This window comes from Gaoshiqia sp. US2 (assembly GCF_059705485.1).
Window position 1 is genome coordinate 5,996,674 of record NZ_AP048550.1, and the last position, 24,969, is coordinate 6,021,642.

The window sequence follows — 24,969 nt, forward strand, 5'->3', positions numbered from 1 at the left end:
AAATTATGAAAAAATATTTGTCAATCATACTATTTGCCGTTGCGCTTGTTTTTGGTGGATGTGACGACTTTCTCGACAGGCCGTCGCTGACACAGATGAGCGATGACACCTACTGGACAAACGAAAATAACCTCCGCTTGTTTGCCAATGGATTTTATTCCAATTACTTCGTAGGTTACAATGCAACTTGGGGAGTTGATTATGCACCTCTTCGGGGATACTATTTTTCTGATGATGTAACCTCTTCCGGAAAGCAAACCGGCTTTGAAACCCAAGCGCCCGCTTCCAGGGCGTCAACTTCAGAAACAGCAGGGTGGCTGACAACTTATGCGGGGCCCACCTGGAATTTTGTCTGGGTGCGAAAATCAAATTTATTTCTCGAACGGATCGAAGCCATGAAAGATGTTCACCTCGCCACCGGAGAATATCAGCATTGGAGTGCCGTAGCCCGTTTCTTCAGAGGATACGAGTACAGCCGGTTGGTTAGTGTGTTCGGCGACGTACCTTATTATGACCGAACCCATGAGGAATATGAACTTGATCAGCTATACAAAGACAGGGACAACAGAACCTTAGTCATGGATAAGGTGTACGATGATTTTGTCTATGTTCTTGCCAATATGCGCACATCCGACGGCAACGCACAATATCTGAACAAGTATATCGCGGCAGCCTTTATTTCGCGTTTTATGTTGTTCGAAGGCACCTGGCAAAAATATCATCTGAACAATGCGGAAAAAGCAAAAAAATACCTGGAGTTGGCTTTAAGCGCTGCAGATTTCGTAATAGCTTCGGGTAAATATTCATTCACAAGTGATTTCCGTTCGTTGTTTGGCTCGCAGGACCTGGCCGGAAACAAAGAAGTGATTATGTATCGCCATTACGATGCTGCCTTAGGTGTAACACACCATGTTGCTTCGTACTCGAACCTCACCGAAAGTCAGAATCCCGCTCCAAATTTGAGTTTAGCTAAAGCATTTATCTGTAACGACGGCAAACCATATCAATTATCGGAAATTCCCAATGCAGACAAGCTGGATATCAGCAATGTGGTAGCTACCCGGGATCCCCGTTTTGAAGCAACATTCTGGGATGCACCTAAGAAAGAATCGTCGACTTTACTTTATGCCTGTAAATTTATTGACCGGGTTGGAGTGACCTACTATGGAAAAACCTATCCGTCCACCTATGGTTCAAACACCAATACCAACGATGCGCCGGTGATCCGTTTGGCCGAAGTGGTTTTAAACTGGGTTGAAGCGAAAGCTGAATTGGCGATTATGGGTGGCCCGGCCGTCACGCAAGCTGATCTTGATGCCTCCATCAATGCGATTCGCAACCGCCCGCTGGATGCAACTGCAACTTCGAAAGGGATTGTAAAAACAGCTCCTTTAACCATTGCCAATATCCCCGACGATCCGAACCGCGAAACTGATATTCCTGCACTTATCTGGGAAATCAGGCGGGAACGCCGGATGGAGTTTGTCTATGAACACACCCGTTTGATGGATCTTAAAAGATGGAAAAAGATCAATTATATGAGTGGCACGGCAAACCCGGACAACCTGCTTGGCTTATGGATTGATTTTCAGGCTGAGTTCCCTGAATGGTTGGTTACAGCAAAAGAAAATAAACTTAAGGTCAAAAAGGCAGACGGAACCGTTGTCACCTACAACGGTTCCAATGCTGCTAATATGGTCGGCTACTACATCCCGGAAAATGTTTCAGACAGGGACGCCTTTACGGAACGGGTCTACCTGGCCCCGGTAGGAAATACGCAGATCAGCGAATACCTGGACAAAGGTTATACGCTAACCCAGACTCCCGGCTGGAATTAAACAGAACGTTCTTCCCGTATTTCGTATATAGTAAAGAGGCTGCTGCAATCATGTTGCAGCCTCTTTTTAAAATTTCCGAACAATTACTTTCACCTGGCGATTCTTCGGACCAGTTGGCGTTTAACATGGAAAAACACAAAGCATAAAAGCTAAAGCTCATACCATCCGAAGATGTATAAATGGCTATTCCATGAGTACGTTCTGAAGTTCAACAAATTCAAAACGATTTATACGAATGAAATCTTTATTTTGGACTTTGGGGATGTTTCTGATACTAACCACATTTCCCCATTGTGTTTCTGAGAGTAAAACCAATGCCTCCGGCGATGTTGTTCCCGGAGCCGCCCGCGCCGAAATATATCTCCCTTTGTTGAAAAATCAGCGGGTGGGTGTGGTGGTAAATCAGACATCGGTCGTCGACTCGGTTCACCTGGTCGACTATCTTTTGTCAAAAAAAATCAACATTACGGCGATTTATGCACCTGAACATGGTTACATGGGAACCGTTGAGCGGGGAGAATATATCGAAAGCTCAATCGATTCCGTAACCGGTATCCCTGTTTTCTCCATCTACGGGAGAACACGTAAACCCAGTCCGGAAATGCTGCAGGGAATTGATGTGATGCTTTTTGATATTCAGGATATCGGGGTTCGCTTCTTTACAGTCGTTTCGACCTTGAGCAATGTGATGGAAGCATGCGCTGAAAACAATACCCCGCTCATCGTTCTTGACCGCCCCAACCCGTTAGGATATTATGTGGATGGGCCGGTGATGAAGCCGGAGTTCTCCAATTTTATCGGATTGCACCAGGTACCGGTGGTGCACGGGATGACCCTGGGTGAATATGCTATGATGGTCAATGGCGAAGGATGGCTCAAAAATTCGGTGAAATGTGATCTGGAGGTTATAACCGTTGATAATTATACCCATGAGACCAAATACCTGCTGCCGGTCGTCCCATCTCCAAATTTGCCTGACATGAAGTCCGTCTACCTTTATCCGATGGTTTGTTTCTTTGAAGGAGCTGAGGTCAATGAAGGCCGGGGGACCTATAAGCCTTTTCAGCAATTCGGCGCCCCCTGGTTCACACCCCGCGATCATGCCTATGTTCCGGTTTCCATCCCGGTTTTGAGCCTCCATCCGAAATTTGAGAACGATACCTGCTACGGCTATGATCTTTCGAACAAGGATATTGCCGAACTTCAGGAAATAAAACAGGTTCGACTGAATTATCTGATTGAGTTCTATCAAAAGTCTGATCAAAAAGAATTATTTTTTACTGACTTCTTCGAGAATCTGGCCGGCTCGGATACCTTGCGTAAACAAATCATGGCCGGACACACCGAGGAACAAATCAGGGAAAGCTGGAAAGCTGATCTTGAGGTTTATAAAGAAATGAGAAAGAAATACCTGCTTTACGAAGAAACAGTGGTCACAGAAAAATAAGTCATGAAACAAACCGGATTCATTTTATTCATCTTCCTTTTTATTTGCAACGCGCAATCGCAGCCCCTGCGTTTTGCCCATGTTACCGACACCCATATCGGCGGAAATCTGGCCGGCGAAGACCTGCTGCGGACGGTGGCTGACATTAACGCACAAGCCGATATTGATTTTGTAATTTTTTCAGGCGATGTCACCGAGTTTGGATCTGATGAGGAGTTACTGGAAGCCAGGCAAATCATAGATCAACTGAATAAGCCCTGGTATGTGGTTCCGGGAAATCACGATTCGAAATGGTCGGAGAGCGGAAACAACAGTTTTGTACGCATCTTTGGGGCCGAAGAATTTGTATTCGAGAAAAACGATTTTCTTTTTATCGGAACAACAAGCGGCCCAAATATGCGAATGGCCCCGGGACTGGTTCCCCACGAACAAATTGTCTTTCTTGATTCAATTCTTACAAACATGGCTGATCCGAAGCAACCCGTCATTTTTGTCAACCATTATCCGCTGGATGAATCGCTTTCAAACTGGTACAAGATCATTGACCTGTTGAAAACGAGAAATATCCGGGCAACTTTGCTGGGACACGGACACCAAAACAAATTATTCAATTTTGAAGGCATTTCGGGAATCATGGGCCGCTCGAACCTACGGGCCAAAGCCGATACCGGTGGTTATAATATCGCTTCCATCGAACGGGATACCCTGTTTTATGCCGAACGGACACCTGGCGGCAAAACACACAATGTCTGGTGTAAAATCCCGTTGAACCGGGACGATCTTCGAAAAGACACCACCGTTTGGCCACGTCCTGATTATTCAGTCAACGAGCGTTATCCTCAGGTTCGAAAAGTCTGGGAGCTTCAGGACCACAGCGATATCGGAACCGGAATCGCCAATCAGGAAAAATATGCCGTTTATGCCAATACCAAAGGAACGATTGCAGCGCTGGACAGCCGAACCGGAGAAAACATCTGGAAATACCAAACCTCAGGAAAGATCTATGCGACTCCTGCCATCGCCGACGGGAAAGTGGTCTGTGCGTCCACCGATAGTCTAATCTATTGTTTAAGCCTCGGTTCGGGCGAATTACTTTGGAAATTCAGCACAGGAAAGGCGATTGTTGCCTCTCCTGTTATCGATGGTAATGTTGTTTATATCGGTTCGTCAGAAGGGATTTTTCGTTCGCTCGATCTGAGAACAGGTATGCTTAACTGGCAGTTCAGTGAGGTAAATAATTTTGTGGAGTCACGACCTCTGGTTTACCACAACCAGGTTTATTTTGGTTCGTGGGGAAATACATTTTATGCGCTGGATAAAAACAACGGAGAACTAAAATGGAAACGGGAGAAATATTCCAACCGCATGCTTTCGCCGGCGGCTGTATGGCCGGTTGCCGCAAACGGCAAGATTTTCATTGTCGCTCCCGACCGGCGGATGACGGCGCTTGACGCCGCTACCGGGCAGGAAATATGGGACTCGGGAGAATACAGCTGCCGCGAATCCATTGGCATTTCCAACGATGGCGAACTGGTTTATATCAAAAATATGTACGAGGGAAACGTCAATGCTTTTTTCGCCAACTCCAATAAGCAGGAACTTGCCTGGGAATGTCGGGCAGAGCTGGGATATGAAATAGCCCCCTCTCCTATTACGGAATCGGATGAACTGGTTTTTGTCCCCACAACCAACGGAACGGTGTGTGCAATTGACAAAACAACACATCAGCTTGTCTGGAAACACAAGATTTCCAACGCCTTAATCAATCATATCCTTCCCATCGGGAACCGGCAATTACTGGTAACCTTACTGGATGGAAAGATCGCATGCCTGGCTTATTAATTTATCAGCGGATAAGGATGAAAACATTGCTTTCAACATCGTGATAAAACTCTTTCGGATGAATAAAACAACCAGATATCAATACCTGCAAAAAACAGCTGTTCTGTTGATTGTCCTGCAACTGTTCCGGTTCTGTTCGCCGGCTGAACACCCCGATTATACACAACTGATTACTTCCGTGAAATCACGATTTGCCCCGGATAGCCGTACCGCCTTGTTTGATATCGAAATCAGCAGCAAAAACAGCAAACTGGTCTTGACCGGCGAGACAACTGTCCCTGAAGCCCGGTTGGCCTTGCTCGATTCGCTGGGCAAACAATGCTGGCCTGTGACCGACTCCATCCTGGTTTTACCCGATGCAAGTGTAGGTGAGAGCTGTTGGGGGCTGATAAACCTGTCGTGCGCCAATATGCGATCGGGGCCGGTACATTCGTCAGAAATGGTATCGCAGGTATTACTGGGCGCACCGGTGAAAATTTTACAGCGTGCCAGAGGCTGGTACCGCATTCAAACTGCCGACGAATATATTGGCTGGCTCGATAGCAGTGCACTGAAGCCTGTCACAGGGCTGGAATTGGACAACTGGAAGTCAAGTAAACGTTACGTTTACATCAAAACAGAAGGATCTGCCTATTCGTTGCCCAATGAATCAAGTCTGCCTGTTTCCGATCTGGTATTGGGTAACTTATTCTCAGTTACAGACGAAACAGCTGGATTTCTGCACATGCAGTTTCCCGACGGACGGATAGGTTTTGTACTGAAGACAGATTGCCGTTTGTTTACGGAATGGGCCTCCGCCACTCCCAAAATCAGCCGAATCATCGAAACGGCATACAGCCTGCTTGGGCGTCCCTATTTGTGGGGTGGCACATCCGTAAAAGGATTGGATTGTTCCGGATTGATCAAGACGGCTTACTTATCGCAGGGAATAATTCTTGCCCGCGATGCCTCCCAACAAGCGCGGTACGGGGAGATGCTATCGGTTGGCGATTCTGCTGATTATGAAATCGGCGATCTCTTGTTTTTTGGCAGCAATCCGGACCGGATTACCCATGTAGCCATGTATATCGGCGATGATCATTATATTCATGCTGCAGGTTGTGTACGAATCAACAGCCTTAATCCGGAACATGACGATTTCAGCTTGTCACGAAAAATGAACTGGTATCGGCAAGCCGTGTTCTGAATGCCATCTGTCCAACACAAATCGGTTTAATTAAACACCATCCCTGGTATAATTAGAAAACATGACGCAAACACGGAGAAAATTTATTCGTACCACCGGATTGACGACCTTAAGCGGAATGATCGGGATAAATACCATATACGGCACTATGAGCAAACAAAATAAACAGCGAAACACCACAAAAAGCGGTTTGATACTTCGGTTTAGGCCCTATGAACTGCAATTAAAACATGCCTTTACCCTGGCCGGCAGTTCACGGTCGACAACTCCGGTTATGCTAACCGAAATTGAATACGATGGAATCATTGGTTACGGTGAAGCTTCTATGCCCCCCTACCTGGGTGAAAGTCACGAAACCGCCGACAGATTTCTGTCGTCACTCAAGCTGGGCCAGTTTAACGATCCGTTTCAACTGGAAAAAATACTGGATTATGTCGACGGAACAGCGCCGGGAAACTGCGCGGCCAAAGCGGCTGTCGATATCGCTTTGCATGATTTGCTGGGCAGGATCATGCAACAGCCTTGGTACAAAATCTGGGGTTTCGATCCGGCAAACACGCCAAATACTTCTTTCACGATCGGCATCGATACGCCTGAGGTAGTTCGTCTGAAGGTAAAAGAAGCTTCAGCTTATAAAATTTTAAAAGTGAAACTTGGGCGCGACAACGATCAGGAAATGATTGAAACCATCCGTTCGGTGACCGATGTCCCGCTTTGTGTTGACGTGAACCAGGGCTGGACCGACCGGCAACAAGCGCTGGATATGATTTACTGGCTAAAAGAAAAAGGGGTGGTTTTTGTGGAACAACCCATGCCCAAAACCGCTATCGACGATATGGCCTGGCTGAGCCGGCACAGTCCGCTACCAACAATCGCCGATGAAGCTTTGCAGCGCCTGTCCGATGTAAAAAAAGCCTGGGGCGTTTATTCGGGTATAAATATCAAGCTGATGAAATGCGCCGGCATGCGCGAAGCCCATAAAATGCTGACCCTGGCCAGAGCGTTGGATATGAAGGTGATGATCGGTTGCATGACCGAAACTTCCTGTGCGGTATCAGCTGCAGCCCAGCTTTCGCCTATGGCCGACTGGGCCGACCTGGATGGCAACCTGCTGATATCGAACGACCTGTACGAAGGCATTCGGATCATTAACGGGAAAGTGACCCTGCGTGACAAACCCGGAATCGGGATAGCGAAATTAACGATTGCCGATTAAAATTGTTTTTGACGATATACGCACAGCTCGCGGCCCAATATTATTTCCTCCGGGTTGTGATGTAATTTACCAACTCGACCATGGCGTCGCGGGCTTCCGACGGAGGAAATTCGTTTATTTTCGATACGGCCTGGTCGCGGTAAAAATTCATTTGTTCGGTGGCATATTCCAGTCCGCCCCGTTCAACAACCAGCCTGACCAGTTCCTGCACTTTGGCGGTGTTCTTATTTTTCTTTTTCACTTCCTGTAAAATGCGTCGTTTTTCCTTTTCACTTGAATTGCAGAGCACGTACAGCAGAGGGAGGGTAATTTTCTTTTCTTTAATATCGTTCCCGGTTGGTTTTCCGAGTATTCCTTTCGCCTGGTAATCAAAAATATCGTCTTTAATCTGGAATGCAATCCCGGCGTCGATCCCGATCTCAAACATACGTTCAATCACCTCCTGATCGTCGGTAACCGATGCAGCGCCAATGGCCATACTGGTAGCAATCAGCGAGGCCGTCTTTTTGCGAATAATTTCAAAGTAAGTGTCGTAATCAATGTCCAGCTTCCGGCTTTTGCGTAATTGCAGGATCTCGCCTTCACTCATGTCTTTCACCGACCGGCTGATCAGTTGTAAAAAGTTGTATTTGTTATTATCCAGATTGAGCAGGAGGCCTTTGGCCAAAATGTAATCGCCCACCAACACAGCCAGTTTGTTTTTCCACAAGGCGTTAATTGAAAAACTTCCGCGACGCTCGTACGACTCATCCACCACATCGTCGTGAACCAGGGTCGCCGTATGCAACAGTTCGATGGAAGAGGCCGCCATGTAGGTCGATTCGTTGAATTCGCCATGCATCTTTGCCGAAAGAAAAACGAACATCGGACGCATTTGTTTGCCCTTTTTCCGCAGGATATAGTTGACAATGACCGATAACAAAGGGATATCGCTCTGAATAGTTGACCGGAAGTAATCTTCAAATTTTTTTAGTTCTATGTTAACAGGAGCCGTAATGATATCCTTTGAGGTCATATTTTGTCATTTTCAACTATTCAAAAATAGTAATTTATCTTAGTTTTGCAGCTTAATTGGTTAACCCGGTGATTAATAAAAAGATCTAAGCGCCAAATTCAGCTGACACGCAGGGAGCGGATGGCCTGTTTTAGTTAAAATCGATCTAAACAACAGGATAATGATAAACTTTTCTTTTAGAAGAAATTAAATAGTTATATATTTGCATTTTATTTAAACGATTCAAAATGATGGCTATACAGGAATTAGATATTGACCAGTTGGATATGGCTGCAAACATGTTGAAGGCAATTGCCCATCCCATGCGTATAGCCATTTTAAAACACCTCGAAGGCGGCAAAAAACTCACCGTAACCGAAATTCACGAATTGCTGGGCATTGAACAATCTACCACCTCACACCACCTGGGGATTTTAAAAGACAAAGGCGTATTATGCTCGCACCGGGAAGGAAAAAACACGTTTTATTACCTGAAACACGACGTATTAAGCCAGATTGTTGATTGCCTGCAACGTTGCACCTGCGGCGAATAAATCAACGGCAAAGGCCAGACTGAAATCCACTCAGGCAGCTTTCTTCTGATTTTTCAGGATTTCAAGGAGATGATCTTTGATAATTCAGCAGTTGATTTGTTTCTTTCCGTATCGCATTTACTTTTTATGCGTTACTCAGAGAAATACTGTAGAAGTAACTTCACCGTGTTATTCCGGCCGGTTCCTGTTGTCAATCTTTCTGTTTTTAAATTTGAACTGTATGACAACACCTTAAAACAACTGCAAAAAACTGCCGGGGATCGATGTTTCGAAGCGCACTTTTTTGCCGGTGACCGGATGCCTGAAGGCCAGTACCCAGGCATGGAGCCCAAGACGGCCAATCGGGTTCGATTTTGAGCCATACTTCTTATCTCCCACAACCGGGTGTTCCAAATCTTTCAGGTGCACCCGGATTTGGTTTTTTCGGCCGGTTTCGAGGTTTACCTTCAACAGCGAAAACTGGTCGTTGCTTTTGATGGTTTCGTAGTGCGTGACGGCCTTCTGCCCTTTTTCGGGATCCTGGCTGGAGTATACAATGAATACCGAACTTTCGAACAGGTACGAAGTGTATGTTCCCTTCGGCGGATCGAGCCGGCCGTCGATCACGGCCAGATAACTGCGTTCCGAGATCGTTTGTTTCCACGATTCCTGCAACAGTTCCTGCATTTCATTGCTTTTGGCAAACATCATCAAGCCCGATGTTTCGCGGTCGAGACGGTGCACAATAAAGATTTTGTTGTTCGGGTGTGCTTCTTTTACGTAGTTGCTCAACATGCTGTAAACGGTGCTTCGTTTTTCTTTATCGGTAGCCATACTCAGCAAGCCGGCATTTTTATTCACCACAATTAGGTCTTTATCTTCGTAAACGATATTAATACCACGCATTTGCGACACAACGGCTGCCGGCCGCCGGCTCAGTTCCACTTTCATCCCGGGACGTAAAATATGGTTGAATTGTGTTACAGCCTTCCCGTTTACCAAAACCTGTTTCTTTTTAAGCATGGTTTTTATGTTGTTCCGGTTTTTATGCGGAAGCTGGCTGATCAGAAATTTCATCAGTTCATCCTGTTGTTTCACCAAAAAACTGTTATTTTCCGGCTTTTTTGGTTTCGATGCTTTATCACCTTGTTTCTTTTCTTTCTTTTCCTTCATGTTGAGAGTTCGTTATCTGGCAGCCTGCTTGTTTTCAACCACCGTTGCAAAGATAAGGGTATTCCCCGGTTTTTTTGTTGATTGGCATAATTCAATTCGTTCAGATGAAATAGCCATAAGAGCTAAAGTTCATACCATCCGGAATGTATAAATGGCTATTCCATGAGTACGTTTTGAAGTTCAACAAATAAAAAAATTTATTACGAATGAAAACATCCGGAAAGACGAATCATACGAACAAAAAAAGCAGGTTCCACGGTTACGCAGAACCTGCTGTCAACCAGATTATCTGATGATTTTATTCCTGTTTGAGCTTACCACTAATTAATTCCCCGAACCCTTTTTTCCCAGTTCCAGGCCGATAACAGGGTTTCTTCCAGTCCTTTTTCGGCTTTCCAGCCCAGCTCTTCGTTTGCATAAGTGGTATCGGCCCATATTTTTTCGATGTCGCCCGCCCGGCGTTCAACAATTTTGTAGTTCAGTTTTACGCCTGTCGCTTTTTCAAATCCGTTGATGATTTCCAGAACCGAGTAGCCATTTCCGGTCCCGAGATTAAAGACTTCGTAACCGGCTTTGTTTTTGTTTTCAAGCAGGCGTTCAATCGCCACCACGTGGGCTTTGGCCAGGTCTACCACATTGATGTAATCGCGGACAGCCGATCCGTCAATCGTATCGTAATCGTTTCCAAACACGCTCAGTTCGTTCCGTAGGCCTGCAGCTGTTTGGGTGATAAAAGGCACCAGGTTTTGCGGAACACCAAGAGGCAATTCACCAATCAAGGCCGACGGGTGGGCGCCAATCGGATTAAAATAACGTAAGGCAATTCCTTTCAGCTGCGGATATGCCCGGATGCTGTCCTGAAGGATATCTTCGTTGATCCGCTTGGTATTCCCATATGGTGACTCTGCATCTTTACGCGGCGTGCTTTCGGTTACCGGCAGTTTCCCGGGTTGCCCGTACACGGTACACGACGATGAAAAGACCATATTGGTCACGCCATATTTTAGCTGGCAATCCAGCAGGTTCATCAACGATACCAGGTTGTTCCGGTAATAGTGTAAAGGAATTTGCACCGATTCGCCAACAGCTTTCGAAGCTGCAAAATGAATGATGGCTGCCAGGTCGCGGTTACGACTGAAAAATTCATCCGTTTTCGTGGCATCGGCCAGGCTGAATTGCTCGAAATCGGGCTTTATCCCGGTAATTTCTTCAATATTGCCGAGCACGCTGAGACTCGAGTTTGACAGGTCGTCGACAATGATCACGTCATAACCCGCCAGCTGCAGTTCGACGACAGTGTGCGAGCCAATGTAACCGGTTCCGCCGGTTACGAGTATTTTTTTAGTCATAGGTAATTGAGTATTTTGCCCAAAAGTACAAATTTATTTCCCCTCTTATTAATTTAGTCCCGTGAAGGTTACGCCAAAACTGGTTAAAACTTACCCGAATTGTTGAAAACTTTGAGTTGTCAGCCCATTAATTTTTCCTTAATTTTGGTCTTAAACAGTATCTATCCGTGGAATTATTAGCATACATAAAAGAACTCATTCTACTGAATGATTGCGTGATCGTCCCTGGTTTTGGCGGTTTTATAACCACCTACAAACCAGCCGGATTACAATCTTCCCGGTTCACTCCTCCAGGCAAATCCATCAGTTTTAACAGGAAGTTGAATTTTAACGACGGCTTGTTAATTAACTATATTGCCGAAAAAGAAGGGCTGAATTACATTGTTGCCGGCAGAAAAGCCAACCTGCTGGTACAGGAGCTGAACTACCGCCTGACGGATGGGGAAGAAATCAGCATTCCGGGAATTGGCACGCTTCAGTATAACGATCAGGAAAGCCTGATTTTCATACCGAAACCGGAAGGCAACCTGAACCTGGATGCCTTTGGCTTATCTGCTTTTACCTACGAAAGTTTGTTTGCACGGAACTATGTCCAAAAACCTGTCCCTTCGCAAAAGCGGGAAGCCAACCAGGTCATGTTTCAAAAACGCAGCCTGAAAAAAGTATTGGTGGCCGTGCCCCTGTTATTTGCCCTGGCTGTTATTCCTTTAAAAAACAACACGGTAAACCTGCAGCGGTCCAATTTGATCAGCTTTCCTGAAATGATAACGCTGAGCGAGCCCCTTCCTCAGCCACTTACGGAAGAAAGTCCGGAGTTTATTGAAAAAATTCAGGACGAACAAGCAGTTCAGGAAGCACGTCGTTATTTTATGATTGGCGGAAGCTTCAGGAGTGAGGAGAATGCCGGTACCTTCATCTCCATGATGAGCGATCAGGGCTACGAGGCTAAAAACATTGGTTTTATCAAAGGTCTGCACTACATCGCCTTGGACAGCTTTGTCACCTTAGAGGAAGCGAAGTCGGCCCGGGACGATTTTAAACTCAAATCGCCCGACTCAGATGTCTGGATCTATGTAAAAGAATAAATACCGCCCCTCCGCCGAGGGGCATTTTTTTGCCTGGTCACTCAGTCATTCACTTTTTCAGAAACTTAAAGGCATGGTTCCATTCGTGGTTTCTAAGTCCGGGAATACACCACAAGATGGCCAGCGCTTCGATCGGCCGGGATGATTCAACACCACCCATATCTTCACAATCCCAGCCAAACAAGTCAAGTATAATTTTTACATCCGCTTTTGCTTTATCGTTATTTCCGCAAATAAACATCGTTGGTTTTCCATCCTGAAATTCAGGATTAACCATTAAGGCATTTCCCACACTGTTAAATGCTTTCACAAAATGAATGCGCGAATATTTTTGCTGAAGATGCTCCATCAGCGAAAAATTCTGATCGGTAAAATAGCGCAGGACGCCATGATCCGGCGGATCATAACTAATGGGATTACACGTATCAATCACTGTTTTTTCGTGCAGATTGGCCGCCCCGGCCAAATCGAGCACAAACTCGGCAACACTGCCTTTTACAGCCAAAACAACCAGGTCGCCATAACGTGCGGCATCTTCAAAGCTGCCCACCGAACCATGCTCTCCTGCTTGTTCCAGCCAATCGTCCAGATTTCTGACATTGCGGGTTCCTAACCTGACGTTGTATCCGTGTTTCAGAAACCCGTTTGCCAATATCCGGCCAACAATGCCGGAACCCAACACGCCTACCCGTTTTATCATGGCTTTAAAAATTTAAGGGTTACACAATTACGTCTTCCATGATGATCATACGTCGTATTTTAAGTTTAGTTAATTAGTCGCTTGATTTTTTACTCAACAGAGCATTCTGTAAGCAGGTAGTCCTCCGTTGTTGGATTAATCAAAAGAAGATTTGTATCTTCAACTTAAATTCAGAAATTATGCTAATGCCTACTTTTTTAACCGAAGGAGACCTGATTCGTATCGTATCTCCTGCCGGAAAAGCAGACAATGAAAAGGTATTGCCCGCGACAGAGCTACTCCGGAAAACAGGCTTTGATGTTCGCCTGGGAGAACATGTGTTTGACCGCTGGTTTCAGTTTGCCGGAACGGATGACCAGCGCCTGAGCGACCTGCAACAGGCATTGGATGATCCGGACTGCCGGGCTATTATTTGCTCACGAGGCGGCTACGGCGCCATACGCATCGCCGATAAGCTGGATTTTAGCAAATTCCGCTCGTACCCGAAATGGCTGGTTGGATTCAGCGATGTAACCGTTTTACACGCCTTGTTTCAGAAGCAGGGATTTTGCAGCATCCACGGGGCGATGCCTGCTTTCTATTTAAAGGATGACCAGCCAACCGAAAGTTTTACGGAACTGATCCGTTTATTATCGGGAGAAAAGACGGAGCTTAATCTTCCCGTTCACCCGATGAACCGTAACGGAACAGCAGAGGGGCAACTCCTGGGAGGAAATCTTTCCATGCTGTACAGTCTGACAGGAACGCCATTCGAACCGGATACAGAAGGAAAAATCCTGTTTATCGAAGATCTGACAGAATACCTGTACCACCTCGACCGTATGATGCACAGCCTGAAACTGGCCGGCAAACTGAAGAACCTGAACGGACTGATCGTGGGAGGTTTCACGGAGATGAAAGATAACGACTCCCCTTTTGGTCAAAGCGTGGAGGAAATCATCCTGAATGCAGTAAAAGAGTACGATTACCCGGTTTGCTTCGGTTTTCCGGCCGGGCATACAGACCGGAACTTACCCCTGATGTTTGGCGACGACTACGCCCTTAACCTGACAACCGGTCAGGCATCTGTCAGGATGATTTGATTAACGATTTGCTAATATACTCGCTTTACTCATTCCCGTCATCTTATATCCCGGCAACTTTTCTTTTCCCCGGTTTGCGGTTTTCCACCCACAAGTAAACGGTTGGCAACACCAGCAAGGTGAGTAAGGTGGAGGTAATCAGTCCGCCAATGACCACTGTAGCCAACGGCCGCTGTACTTCGGAGCCGGGCCCCGAATTGAAAGCCATGGGAATAAAACCCAGGCTGGCCACCAGCGCCGTCATCAGTACAGGCCGGAGCCGGTCGATTGCGCCATCGATGACCAGCTTCTTCAAAGGTTTGTCGCCTTCTTTTCGTAGTTCATTGATGTGGTCTAACAGGACTATTCCGTTTAACACAGCCACCCCGAACAAAGCCACAAAACCGATACTTGCTGAAACGGAAAGGTACATATTCCGCATCCACAACAGGAAAACGCCGCCCGATAAAGCAAAGGGCAGGTTCAGCAGAATGATCATGGCAAAACGCATCTGTCCGAAATTGAGGTACAATAACCCAATGATGATGAACAACGACAGGGGAACCACCAATAACAGGTGATTCATTGCACGTCGCTGGTTCTCAAACGTACCGCCGTATTCCAGGAAATAACCCGGTGGCATATTGGCCTGTTCGTCGATGGCTTTTTGCAGGTTAGTGACATAAGTACCAATGTCAATGTCTTTGATGTTAATACCGACGATCAGCCGCCGCCAGCCATTTTCGCGCTGAATTTCGCGGGGACCTTCCTGCGCTGAAATCCGGCTCAACCGTTTCAGCGGGATAAACTGCCCGTTGCCCAGTTGCACCGGAATTTCCTGAATTTGCTGTAACTGTGCGCGAATATCTTTCGGATACCGCACCAAAATATCGAAACGGCGTTGTCCTTCATACAGTTGTCCGGCAACCTGCCCCCCAATGCCTGCTTCAATCACCTGCTGCACTTCATCCACATTCAGGCCAAACGACGCAACCGCTTCCCGGTCAATGTCAATGGTCAGGTATGGTTGCCCGATCGGTTGTTCCACAAAATAATTATCTGTAGCTTTCAGGCCGGCCGCTATTTTGGAGACCGTTTCGCCAATCCGGTTCAGTTCTTCCAACTCTTCACCATAAATTTTTACAGCCAGGTCTGATTTTACCCCGCTGGTCAGCTCATCCACCCGCATGGCAATCGGCTGGGTAAAGTTGTATGCCAGCCCGGGTTCGGTTTTCAGGTACGGTTCAATCAGGCTAACAATATCTTCCTTTTCAAGCCCTTTACGCCATACTTTCGGACTTTTGAGCACCACCCAAACATCGGTTTGGTGAACGCCCATCCAGTCGTTTGCCAAATCGGAACGACCTGTTTTGGGAACAACCGTCTCAATTTCAGGAATATTTTCCATGAGCTGAGCAGCCAGCCAGTTCGCATTTTCAATAGATTCTTCCAGCGTAACCGAAGGCATGCGAACCTGCTCCACTAAAATGGAACCCTCATCCAATTCGGGTAAAAACTCGCTTCCCAACCTGAACATAACCACCATAGAAAGAGCAAAAACCAGTATGGCCACAGCCAAAACCAGCACCCTTTTCTGAATATTACGTTCCAAAAACCCCCGGTAAATAGGTTGCAACCAACGAATGAGCCGGTTTTTACGCGGTTTAACGCCGTTTTTGAACACAACAACCGAGATGGAAGGCACAAACACAAGGGCCAGCAATAAAGACCCCAGCACCGCAGCTGCTACCGTGATGGCCATTGGGCGGTACAAAATTCCTTCCATCCCGCTAAAAGTCATAATGGGTACGTATACCATCAGGATGATAAGCACTCCGAAGAAAATCGGCCGGACCACTTGTCGGGCAGCTTTTATGATCATTTCTTCTGCCTTCTCTTTTTTATCGTTTTCGTGCAAACGGTGAATGATGTTTTCGACCATCACCACCGAGCCATCTACCACCATCCCAAAGTCAATAGCTCCCAGGCTCATCAGGTTGGCCGCCAAACCGAACTCCCTCATCCCGATAAAAGCAAACAACATGGAAAAAGGAATCACCATCGCCACAATGAGGGCCCCGGAAAATTCGCCAAGCAGCAACAGTAACACCACAATGACTAAAAATCCGCCTTCGACGAGGTTAGTGGTAATAGTTCCGGTGGTGCGTTTTATCAGATCCGACTGGTCGTAAAATTTTTCAATAACCACGCCTTCGGGCAGGTTTTTATTGATCGACCCGATTTTCTCTTCGATCCCCAAAATAACATCGCGTCCGTTTCCTCCCCGAAGCATCATGACGATGCCGGTTACCACCTCGCCCTTTCCGTCGCGCGTTACACCCCCCTGCCGGATTTGAGTCCCCAACTCCACATCGGCAACATCTTTAATAAATACCGGTGTGTTACCTAACTTGGTGACGACAATGTTCAGAATATCTTCTTTTTTATTAATCTGTCCAAACCCCCGAACGATGTATTGCTCGCGGTTATGCTCAAGAAAATTACCACCCGATACCGAATTATTTCTGGCAATAGCATCAATAATATCCTGAATGTTCACACCGTAAATCCGCATCTTCCCGGGCTGGATGATCACATTGTATTCCTTAACAAAGCCGCCAAACGAGTTGATTTCGGTAACCCCTTTTACCACTTTTAGCTGAGGAGCAATGAGCCAGTCCTGAATTTCCCGCAGTTCGGTGAGCGAATAGTTTTCACCTTTCACTTCATACTGATAGATTTCGCCCAGAGCCGTAGAAATGGGGCCTAACTGCGGCGCCGACACATCGGGAGGCAGTTCGTCGACAATCGACTGCAACCGCTGACTGACCATTTGCCGGGCAAAATAAATGTCGGTATTTTCATCAAACTCAACCGTAACCGCCGATAAGCCAAATTGAGAAACCGAACGGACTTCTTTTACCTCCGGAAGGCCATTCATCGCCGTCTCGATCGGATAGCTAACCAGTTTCTCAACATCGTAGGGTGAGTAACGGCCCGCCTTGGTAATAACAAGGACCTGGACGGGAGTTACGTCAGGGAGCGAGTTGATAGGAATCTGCATCAACGAGTACACCCCTGCGGCAGCCATCAAGATGACCAGGGAGAGGGCCACAAATTTTTGCCTGACTGAAAATTCAATAATTCGGTTTAGCATCGTGCTGATTTTTCTGTTATTCTCCTGCAATCAATTCAAAACGTGAAAGCGCTTTTAAACTAAATACCTGCGAAACAGCCAACTCGTCATTTTCATGGATTCCGCTTTTGGCAACAGCAAACCGGTCGCGTATTTCGGCCACCTCAATCGCGCGTTTCTCAAAGGTGTTATCATCGATCTTCACAAACACGATCGCCTGATTTCCGTCGTACGTGACGGCTTCGAGCGGAACGGCAAACACTTCGCCCAACGAGCTGGTAGCAATTTCGAGGCGGACGTTCTCGCCCGGGCGGGGCCAGTTATTTTCGGGGGTAAGCTCTACATTAACAACCACAGAGCGGTTAGCTTCATCTAAACCCGGATTAACAGAGACTATCCTGGCTTTTATAGTCAGGTTGCTTTCTTCGCGCCGGGTAATGACAACACTGTCGCCCGGATTGACAAAACGGGCGTCGGCCGGATTCAGGTAACCTTTTACCTGCACCCGTTTCAGATCGATGATCCGTCCCAGTTTTTCAAGGGCATTCACCGACTGCCCCAGGTCGACCATCCGCTGATCAAAGCTCCCGCTGATCGGGGCATGGATTTTCAGGCTGGGATCAATTTGTCCGGCACTTTTGAATGCTTCAATTTCGTGGTCGGGTACACCGATGGCTTTTAACTTGGCAAAAGCAGAAATGGAAGCAGCGGTGGCCCGTTGATAATCGGAAACAGCCCGTTCCAGTTCCGACCGCGAACTGATCGTTTGTTCAACCAGTTGTTTCAGCCGTTCCAGCCGGCTGGTCTGAAACTTCTCCTCGGCAATGGCCTGCATATATTCAGCAACCAGGTTTCCAAAAACAAGGCTTTCAATCCTGAACATTTCCTGCCCTTTCCGAACCAATTGCCCTTCGCTCACCATGATCGCGCTGATCTGTCCGTCGATGGGCGTACTGATGATGCTGACGTGGTTTGTAGCCGGAAAAACGACACCGGGAACAAGCAACTTATAGGATTGAATGTTCCGGGTTACCTGGTCTGTTTCAATATTCAGCTCTCCTTTCTCCTTATCCGTAAGACGTACAAACAGTTTGCCTTCGGCCTGACCCGAGATGGATGGCGGTGTTTTCTGGACCTCGGTATGGGCAGGTTCCCGATCGCCTCCTCCCGAACAGGAAACCCAGAACAGGGATAAACCCAACATGAGGAGTGCAGTAAGGTATTTTTTAGACGTTGACATGGCATTTATCATTTTAGTACACTAAATTTTGATTCAGAAATTTCTCCAGTTGCACGAGTTCGAGGTAATAATCCCGCAGCGAATCGAGGTAACGTTTTTGATTGGTCAGAAATGTTTGTTGCGCGTTGAGCAAATTGAGTAGATCAATTTCGCCAAGCCGGTAAGCTTCGAGGCTCAGTTGCAGTAACTTTTGCGACTTTCCGCTCATGGTTTGTCTGTACCGGTCGATCACCTGCTTGCTTGTGATGTAGCCGTGCCAGGCATGCTCAATTTGTTGTTTCATTTCCAGCTCAATGGCCTTTTGTTTCCATTCAATTTCTGTTTGATGCGCTTCGGCCATCCTGATCTTTCCTTTTTGCTCAAACGACAGCCAGACGGGAATGCTGAGCCCAACTTCAAATCCGTTGTAATTGAAACCGTCGCCGTAGTTTTGCCGGTAAAGGTTGAAACGAATGTCGGGCAGGATATTGCTTTTCGCTTCTTTTAATTTGTATTGCGAAGACTGATACTCGTGCAGGGCCGCCACATAAGCTGGTTGTTCGTGTAAAACAGACAAGGCCAGAATCTGGTCAATTTCCACCTCTGTGCTACTCAGGCTATCGGCAAACTGAATACTGTAGCTGATGTCGGACACTTCCATGCCCATCAGGTAAAACAAGCTGTAACGGGCCAGGTGTAACAAGCGCTCTGCCTCGCTCAGTGTATTTTCGGCTTCGGCTACCTGCAGCTCGGCATTTGTCAAATCCATTCCGTTTCCGACACCCGTTTCAAAACGCGCGTAAACCGCATGATACAGTTCAGTGGAAAGCTTTTTTTGCTGCTCGCCCAAATCCTGAAGATAAAGAGCATAAAGAACATCGATATAACGCGATTTTACCTCGCACCTGATCTCGTTTTCTATCGCCCGGATCCGGTGCTCCAGCGCTCCGGCTTCCTCGCGTACGGCTTTGAGCCGGTAAATGGTCGTCAGCGGAAAATCAACCGTCTGAGAAATGGTCCAGCGTCTTTCCTCAAAAGGCCTGGCAGCCTTGTTGTCAATTCCTTCTTCAAAATAACTGATTTCGGGGGTTCCAATGCCGGTTAGGGTCCGCCATTCATTTTCCTTTTGTACAAGCGCTGCCCGTGCCTGGTTCAGACCGGGATTGTTTACCAGGGCCGTGTCAACCGCATGTTCCAGTAATAAAAGCCTTTCCTGACCTAAGATGAAGAGGGGAGCAGACAGCAATAAAGTAAGGATATATTTAAACATGGTTCAAGGTTAATTTGATAAAGAACAAATGTTTGAATAAGAAGACAATCAAAAACGGATATTGTTTTCATTAAATTTACGAAATTTGATTCGGACTGTTAATCAGTTAATTTGATTTAAAATTTAAATAAATGAACCTCCAACAAGAGATCGGCGACAAAGGCGAAGAAATTGCCCGCGAACATTTGCGCTCGTTGGGCTATGTCATCCTGGAAACCAACTGGCATTTCCACCATTACGAGATCGATATTATTGCCCGCGACGGCGATGAATTGGTGATCGTTGAAGTCAAATCGAGAACCGGCACCAACTTCGAACATCCGTCGGAAGCGGTGAGCAACAAAAAAATACGTTACCTGGTAGAAGCAGCCGAAGCCTACATCTTCAAAACAAACAGTAACCGGGATACCCGTTTCGATGTCATCTCCGTCATTTTTTACGGGCAAACATTTGAACTGGAACATTTTAAAGATGCCTTTTACCCCACAGCCTGATATCAGGATTTTATCTCTATTTTTGACTTAATCATTTTTAACATGGATATTGAAGAATTACGCGCTTACTGCATTTCGAAAAAAGGAGTGACCGAAGAGTTCCCTTTTGATGAGACAACACTGGTTTTTAAAGTGATGGGGAAAATGTTCGCCCTGACCGACCTGGAAGGCGATTTGACTGTTAATTTGAAATGTGATCCTGAAAAAGCCATTGAACTGCGCGAAATCTATGCCTGCGTTCAAGCCGGCTATCATATGAATAAAAAACACTGGAACACGGTACGCGTGGACGGATCGGTGAAAGACCAACTGGTTGAAACATGGATTGATCATTCATACCAGCTGGTGGTTGAAAAACTGACCAAAGCACAAAAAGATCAATTAGCCAAACTTTAAATACGAAGTATGATTGAATTTGAACTGCAAACCGAATACATTGAACTAATCAAACTGTTGAAATTGCTCCGGCTGGTCGAATCGGGAGGAATGGCCAAGCTGGTGGTCGAAGACGGCCTGGTTGAATTGAACGGAGAAATTGAATACCGGAAACGGGCAAAGGTCAGGAAAGGCGACCGGATTTGTTTCGACGAGCAGATGATCATCATAAAATAAGAAAGCCGGCAGAGATCCTGCCGGCTTGAAATGCTTGTGTAAAGGTGGAATGAAAGAAAAACTGATTTTAATTAATCATGGTGTTTTAAACCTATCCAAAGGTAACCCATTCAAAAGTATAATGTCAAACTTTTCGCCCGGCTTTGAACGAACGATACTAAATTTTTGACGAAACCTATGTTTTCTATACATGAACGAATGCTTTTTAACCATTTTCACATTTTTTTACTTTTAAGGTGAACATCCAATTGAGGGAAGGGGATATGCAGGCCGGCCTTATCAAACTCTTTGTAGACTTTCTCATTCATACTGAAATACACAGCCCAGTAATCCGTTGACTTTACCCACACCCGTACCGTCAGATTGACCGAACTATCGGCCAGCGCCCCCAAAACAATAAAAGGTTCAGGTTCTGCGTGAATCCGTTCGTCGTCGCCGATCAGTTTCAGTAAAAGTGTTTTGGCCCGGTCAAAATCGTCGCCGTACGAAATGCCAAAAGAAAAATCGACCCGCCGGTTTTCTTCGGATGAATAATTGATTAATGAACCGGTGGATAATCCTCCGTTAGGAATAATAATGGTCTTGTTATCGGGTGTTTTCAAAACGGTAATAAAAATCTGAATTTCCGACACAATCCCGGCGTAGCCTTGCGCCTCGATAAAGTCTCCAACCTTAAAGGGTTTAAAAATCAGGATCATAATTCCGCCGGCAAAGTTCTGGAATGTCCCCGAAAGTGCCATACCAACCGCTAAACCGGCCGCACCAAGAATCGCAATGAATGAGGTCATTTGAACCCCAATCATTCCGATTACGGTAATAAACAACATGATCTTAAGCAAGATACCCGTCAAGCTATTTAAAAATCCTCTTAGCGAGGCGTCGACCTGCCTCTTTTCCATGACTCTTAAAAGTCCCCTGGTTATCAGTTTGATGACCCATAAGCCAATGAATAATACAATGACAGCAATCAATAGTTTTACTCCATAAGCAAGCACTAATTCGGCTGACAAAGCCGATAAATTCTCAAATAATTCCATATGGTTAAGTATTAATTCTTATAAAGTTAAACAGAAATAAACAAAATCGTGCAACGGAGTGTGATTTATTCATAAAAAGACGCGGCATAAAAAGCCCTGAAATACCTCATCTTTTGTTATTAACCTTGGGAGTATTCGCCTGAATTAAACGAAACGAGTTTTTCGCAGTCTAAGTTTTTGCATACAAGAAACGAGTTTTTTTTCATGAATTACCGGAAAGCGTGCAGAGGCAGCTTTCCGGTTTCTTTTTTACCGGGCCTTCATCATCTTTTCGCTCACCAGAAAAACAACCGGCTTTCCCGAATAAGGATTCGTGCGGACGATCACGGGGGTCTTGTACACTTCTTCAATGGTTTCAAATGCCAATACCTCATCGGGTTTGCCCTGGGTGAAGATTTTGCCGTCGTTAAACAACAAGAGGTGATCGCAATATTCCGAAGCCAGATTGAGGTCATGAATCACCATCAATACCGTCAGTCCCAATTCATCGTTTAATTGCCGGAGAAGGTTCAGAATCCGTACCTGGTGCGTAATATCGAGGTGTGAAGTGGGTTCATCCAGCAACAGCAGTTCGGGCTGCTGGGTCAGGGCCCGGGCAATGGCTGCCCGCTGCTGCTCTCCCCCGCTCAGTTCAGTCATCAGTTTATCTTTATGATGAAAAACATCTGTCAGCTGCATGTACCTGCCGGCAATTTCGCGGTCTTTTTTGGTTTCGAAGAACTGAAAACGGGAATAGTACGGAATCCGTCCCATCAATACGTAATCCTCCACGGTAATCTGGTCGGCATCGGCAAATTGAGAAACAATCGCGATGTTTTGTGCCCGTTCCCGTAACGACAGCGATTTCAGGCACTGACCATTCAGTGAAATTTCGCCCGACAGCGAGGCCAACGAACCGGTGATACCCCTGAACAGGGTGGTTTTACCGGAACCGTTGGGCCCGATAATACCGGCAAAGGTGCCTTTATCCAATGAAAGGCCAATACCCGACAATCGAAAGGACGGATAACCGCACGAATAGTTTTCGATCTTAAAAAAAGCCTTTCCCATATCACATTCCTTTCTTCATTTTTTGGCCCATCAACAAAATAAAAACCACGCCCCCGACGATGCCGGTAATCACCCCGATCGGCAGTTCGTTGGGCGAAATGATGGTGCGCGCCACCACATCGGACAGTACCAGGAACGAACCTCCGAGTAAAAAAGAGCTGATCAGCAGGATGCGGTAATCGGTACCCAGAAACAGGCGTAACACATGCGGAATGATCAGGCCCACGAAGCCAATGACGCCGGCTACCGAAACGGAAATACCGGCCAGCAGCGAGGCCAGTAAAAAAAGGATCCTGATGGCTACATTCGTATTTATGCCCAGGTGAAGCGCTTTTTCTTCGCCCAAACGCAGGGCGTTGAGCGGCTGCACAAACAGGTACGACAGGAACAACACCACGAGGGTGACAATCAGTGTCAGCCACACCAGACGGGTATCGGATTCATCGAGCGAACCCATGATCCAAAATACGATGCCGTGCAGGTTTTCGGTGCTGCTTACTGCCATCAGAAACATCATACCCGACGAAGCCACAAAGCTGACCATCACACCGGTTAGCAGCATATGCTGGATATTGATATTTCCACGGCGCGAACTCAGCGTATAAACCAGAAAGATGATCAGAAATGCGCCTAAAAACCCCGAAAGCGGAAGGAAAAAAGTGCCAAACTTTTGGTGCAGTCCCAGCACAATGGTAAACGCCACGCCCAACGAGGCTCCACCGGAGATGCCGAGGGTAAACGGCTCGACCAGCGGATTGCGGTAAATTCCCTGCAGCATCACTCCAGCCAGGCTAAGCGCCCCGCCAACCGAAACGCCCAGTATAATACGCGGCATCCGTACCTGGCTGATGAGCATGTGTTCGAGCGAGCTTTCATCGCCGCCTGAAAACAACAGCCGGAGCGCTTTGCCCAGACCAATTTTCAACTCGCCCGTGCTGAGCGAAACAAGCACAGCTACCAACAGCAAAGCCGACAGGCCCGCCACGACCAGTAACCATTTAAAATATTTCAGTTGATCCTTCACGCTGAATGTTTGTATCCGTTTGTTGTTAGAATTCAATGCCCCTGCGCGACGTAATTCCCTGGTCGAAGGGGTGTTTTATTTTGTTGATTTCGCTCACATAATCAGCCCGCTCAATCAGCTTCGCGGTTGCCCCGCGTCCGGTTAGTACCAGCTCGGTGCCTGCCGGTTTTTGGTTAATGAAGTCCAAAAGTACGTCTTCTTCCAAAAAACCATCGCGGATGGTGATGATTATTTCATCCAGTATCAGCAGGTCGGGTTGGGCTGTTTGCACATAACCCGACAGAAACACCAGCGCTTCGGCCATTTGCTGGCGCAGCATTTCGGGTGTCACTTCCTTATTGAAGAAGGGGTGACCATCAGTAAATCCCATGATGGTAGCGCCCAGCGCTTTCAAACTATCAATTTCGTGATAGCCATACAAGTCGGGGCGCTTCATAAAGTGGCAATAGGTTACTTTAAAACCTTGCCCCAGCGCCCGGGCGCCCAAACCAACCGCGCAGGTGGTTTTTCCTTTCCCGGTTCCGGTATATATATGGACTAATCCTTTTTTCATTTTTTAAAGTTCATAAGTACAACGTATATGGGTACATGGACAACACAATCTCATCTTCTCACTCTCTCAGTGCCCACGCTCTCTTTTTTACCACAGAGTTAAAGGAGTTTTCACGGAGTTTCACAGAGTGCCTGAAAACTGACTGCTACT

22 protein-coding genes are annotated in these 24,969 nt (G+C 46.6%); 11 read left to right on the forward strand and 11 right to left on the reverse strand.

The features are described 5' to 3' along the window. Positions 1-5 precede the first annotated feature (5 nt). The 5 genes from AC6H3C_RS24035 to AC6H3C_RS24055 all read left to right on the forward strand — a co-directional run bounded on the left by AC6H3C_RS24035 (position 6) and on the right by AC6H3C_RS24055 (position 7,529). The gene (locus AC6H3C_RS24035; protein WP_497518226.1) at positions 6-1,838 is read left to right on the forward strand and encodes a RagB/SusD family nutrient uptake outer membrane protein; all 1,833 of its coding nucleotides are present in this window, start codon (positions 6-8) and stop codon (positions 1,836-1,838) included. Positions 1,839-2,073: 235 nt separating this feature from the next. Continuing rightward, a complete protein-coding gene (locus AC6H3C_RS24040; protein WP_497518227.1) occupies positions 2,074-3,285 on the forward strand; it encodes an exo-beta-N-acetylmuramidase NamZ family protein in 1,212 nt (403 codons plus the stop codon). 3 nt (positions 3,286-3,288) lie between these two features. Further along, on the forward strand, positions 3,289-5,127 hold the full coding sequence (locus AC6H3C_RS24045) for an outer membrane protein assembly factor BamB family protein (RefSeq protein WP_497518228.1): 1,839 nt from the start codon (positions 3,289-3,291) through the stop codon (positions 5,125-5,127). 58 nt (positions 5,128-5,185) lie between these two features. Beyond that, entirely contained in the window at positions 5,186-6,313 is a 1,128-nt protein-coding gene (locus AC6H3C_RS24050) for an NlpC/P60 family protein (RefSeq protein WP_497518229.1), read from the forward strand. Between the two features lie 61 nt (positions 6,314-6,374). After that, positions 6,375-7,529: a dipeptide epimerase gene (locus AC6H3C_RS24055; RefSeq protein WP_497518230.1), complete on the forward strand. Its 1,155-nt coding sequence runs from the start codon at positions 6,375-6,377 to the stop codon at positions 7,527-7,529. Positions 7,530-7,569: 40 nt separating this feature from the next. Here the strand turns inward: AC6H3C_RS24055 and AC6H3C_RS24060 are convergent, their stop codons facing one another. Beyond that, positions 7,570-8,544, reverse strand: a complete 975-nt coding sequence (locus AC6H3C_RS24060; protein ID WP_497518231.1) for a polyprenyl synthetase family protein — start codon at positions 8,542-8,544, stop codon at positions 7,570-7,572. 227 nt (positions 8,545-8,771) lie between these two features. Between AC6H3C_RS24060 and AC6H3C_RS24065 the strand changes: the two genes are divergently transcribed. After that, entirely contained in the window at positions 8,772-9,077 is a 306-nt protein-coding gene (locus AC6H3C_RS24065; protein ID WP_497518233.1) for an ArsR/SmtB family transcription factor, read from the forward strand. Positions 9,078-9,308: 231 nt separating this feature from the next. Here the strand turns inward: AC6H3C_RS24065 and AC6H3C_RS24070 are convergent, their stop codons facing one another. Further along, on the reverse strand, positions 9,309-10,229 hold the full coding sequence (locus tag AC6H3C_RS24070) for an RluA family pseudouridine synthase (protein WP_497518234.1): 921 nt from the start codon (positions 10,227-10,229) through the stop codon (positions 9,309-9,311). Between the two features lie 320 nt (positions 10,230-10,549). After that, entirely contained in the window at positions 10,550-11,578 is a 1,029-nt protein-coding gene (gene galE / locus AC6H3C_RS24075) for a UDP-glucose 4-epimerase GalE (protein ID WP_497518236.1), read from the reverse strand. Positions 11,579-11,745: 167 nt separating this feature from the next. On the opposite strand from galE, the gene AC6H3C_RS24080 reads away from it, so the two are divergent. Then, the gene (locus AC6H3C_RS24080; protein ID WP_497518237.1) at positions 11,746-12,663 is read left to right on the forward strand and encodes an HU domain-containing protein; all 918 of its coding nucleotides are present in this window, start codon (positions 11,746-11,748) and stop codon (positions 12,661-12,663) included. Between the two features lie 49 nt (positions 12,664-12,712). Here the strand turns inward: AC6H3C_RS24080 and AC6H3C_RS24085 are convergent, their stop codons facing one another. Then, positions 12,713-13,363: an NADPH-dependent F420 reductase gene (locus AC6H3C_RS24085; RefSeq protein WP_497518239.1), complete on the reverse strand. Its 651-nt coding sequence runs from the start codon at positions 13,361-13,363 to the stop codon at positions 12,713-12,715. 185 nt (positions 13,364-13,548) lie between these two features. Between AC6H3C_RS24085 and AC6H3C_RS24090 the strand changes: the two genes are divergently transcribed. After that, a complete protein-coding gene (locus AC6H3C_RS24090) occupies positions 13,549-14,445 on the forward strand; it encodes a S66 peptidase family protein (protein WP_497518240.1) in 897 nt (298 codons plus the stop codon). Between the two features lie 43 nt (positions 14,446-14,488). On the opposite strand, the gene AC6H3C_RS24095 is transcribed toward AC6H3C_RS24090, so the two are convergent. Genes AC6H3C_RS24095 through AC6H3C_RS24105 form a run of 3 tightly spaced genes read right to left on the reverse strand, consistent with a single transcriptional unit; the run spans position 14,489 to position 20,049 of the window. Then, entirely contained in the window at positions 14,489-17,581 is a 3,093-nt protein-coding gene (locus AC6H3C_RS24095) for an efflux RND transporter permease subunit (protein ID WP_497518241.1), read from the reverse strand. Between the two features lie 16 nt (positions 17,582-17,597). Further along, a complete protein-coding gene (locus tag AC6H3C_RS24100) occupies positions 17,598-18,800 on the reverse strand; it encodes an efflux RND transporter periplasmic adaptor subunit (protein ID WP_497518242.1) in 1,203 nt (400 codons plus the stop codon). Positions 18,801-18,813: 13 nt separating this feature from the next. Continuing rightward, the gene (locus AC6H3C_RS24105) at positions 18,814-20,049 is read right to left on the reverse strand and encodes a TolC family protein (RefSeq protein WP_497518244.1); all 1,236 of its coding nucleotides are present in this window, start codon (positions 20,047-20,049) and stop codon (positions 18,814-18,816) included. A gap of 131 nt (positions 20,050-20,180) precedes the next feature. Here AC6H3C_RS24105 and AC6H3C_RS24110 point away from each other — a divergent pair, with 131 nt between their 5' ends. Genes AC6H3C_RS24110 through AC6H3C_RS24120 form a run of 3 tightly spaced genes read left to right on the forward strand, consistent with a single transcriptional unit; the run spans position 20,181 to position 21,155 of the window. Continuing rightward, entirely contained in the window at positions 20,181-20,543 is a 363-nt protein-coding gene (locus AC6H3C_RS24110; protein ID WP_497518245.1) for a YraN family protein, read from the forward strand. 42 nt (positions 20,544-20,585) lie between these two features. After that, on the forward strand, positions 20,586-20,939 hold the full coding sequence (locus tag AC6H3C_RS24115) for an MmcQ/YjbR family DNA-binding protein (protein ID WP_497518246.1): 354 nt from the start codon (positions 20,586-20,588) through the stop codon (positions 20,937-20,939). 9 nt (positions 20,940-20,948) lie between these two features. Further along, a complete protein-coding gene (locus tag AC6H3C_RS24120; RefSeq protein WP_497518248.1) occupies positions 20,949-21,155 on the forward strand; it encodes an RNA-binding S4 domain-containing protein in 207 nt (68 codons plus the stop codon). A gap of 215 nt (positions 21,156-21,370) precedes the next feature. On the opposite strand, the gene AC6H3C_RS24125 is transcribed toward AC6H3C_RS24120, so the two are convergent. From AC6H3C_RS24125 to AC6H3C_RS24140, 4 genes are all read right to left on the reverse strand, one after another. Beyond that, positions 21,371-22,192 (reverse strand): mechanosensitive ion channel family protein, encoded by an 822-nt coding sequence (locus AC6H3C_RS24125; protein WP_497518249.1) that lies wholly within the window; start codon positions 22,190-22,192, stop codon positions 21,371-21,373. Positions 22,193-22,441: 249 nt separating this feature from the next. Next, positions 22,442-23,242 carry an ABC transporter ATP-binding protein gene (locus tag AC6H3C_RS24130; RefSeq protein WP_497518250.1) on the reverse strand — a complete coding sequence of 267 codons (801 nt, stop codon included), beginning with the start codon at positions 23,240-23,242 and terminating at the stop codon, positions 22,442-22,444. Between the two features lies 1 nt (position 23,243). Continuing rightward, positions 23,244-24,266 (reverse strand): FecCD family ABC transporter permease, encoded by a 1,023-nt coding sequence (locus tag AC6H3C_RS24135; RefSeq protein ID WP_497518251.1) that lies wholly within the window; start codon positions 24,264-24,266, stop codon positions 23,244-23,246. Between the two features lie 25 nt (positions 24,267-24,291). After that, positions 24,292-24,819, reverse strand: a complete 528-nt coding sequence (locus AC6H3C_RS24140) for a cob(I)yrinic acid a,c-diamide adenosyltransferase (RefSeq protein ID WP_497518252.1) — start codon at positions 24,817-24,819, stop codon at positions 24,292-24,294. Positions 24,820-24,969 lie beyond the last annotated feature (150 nt).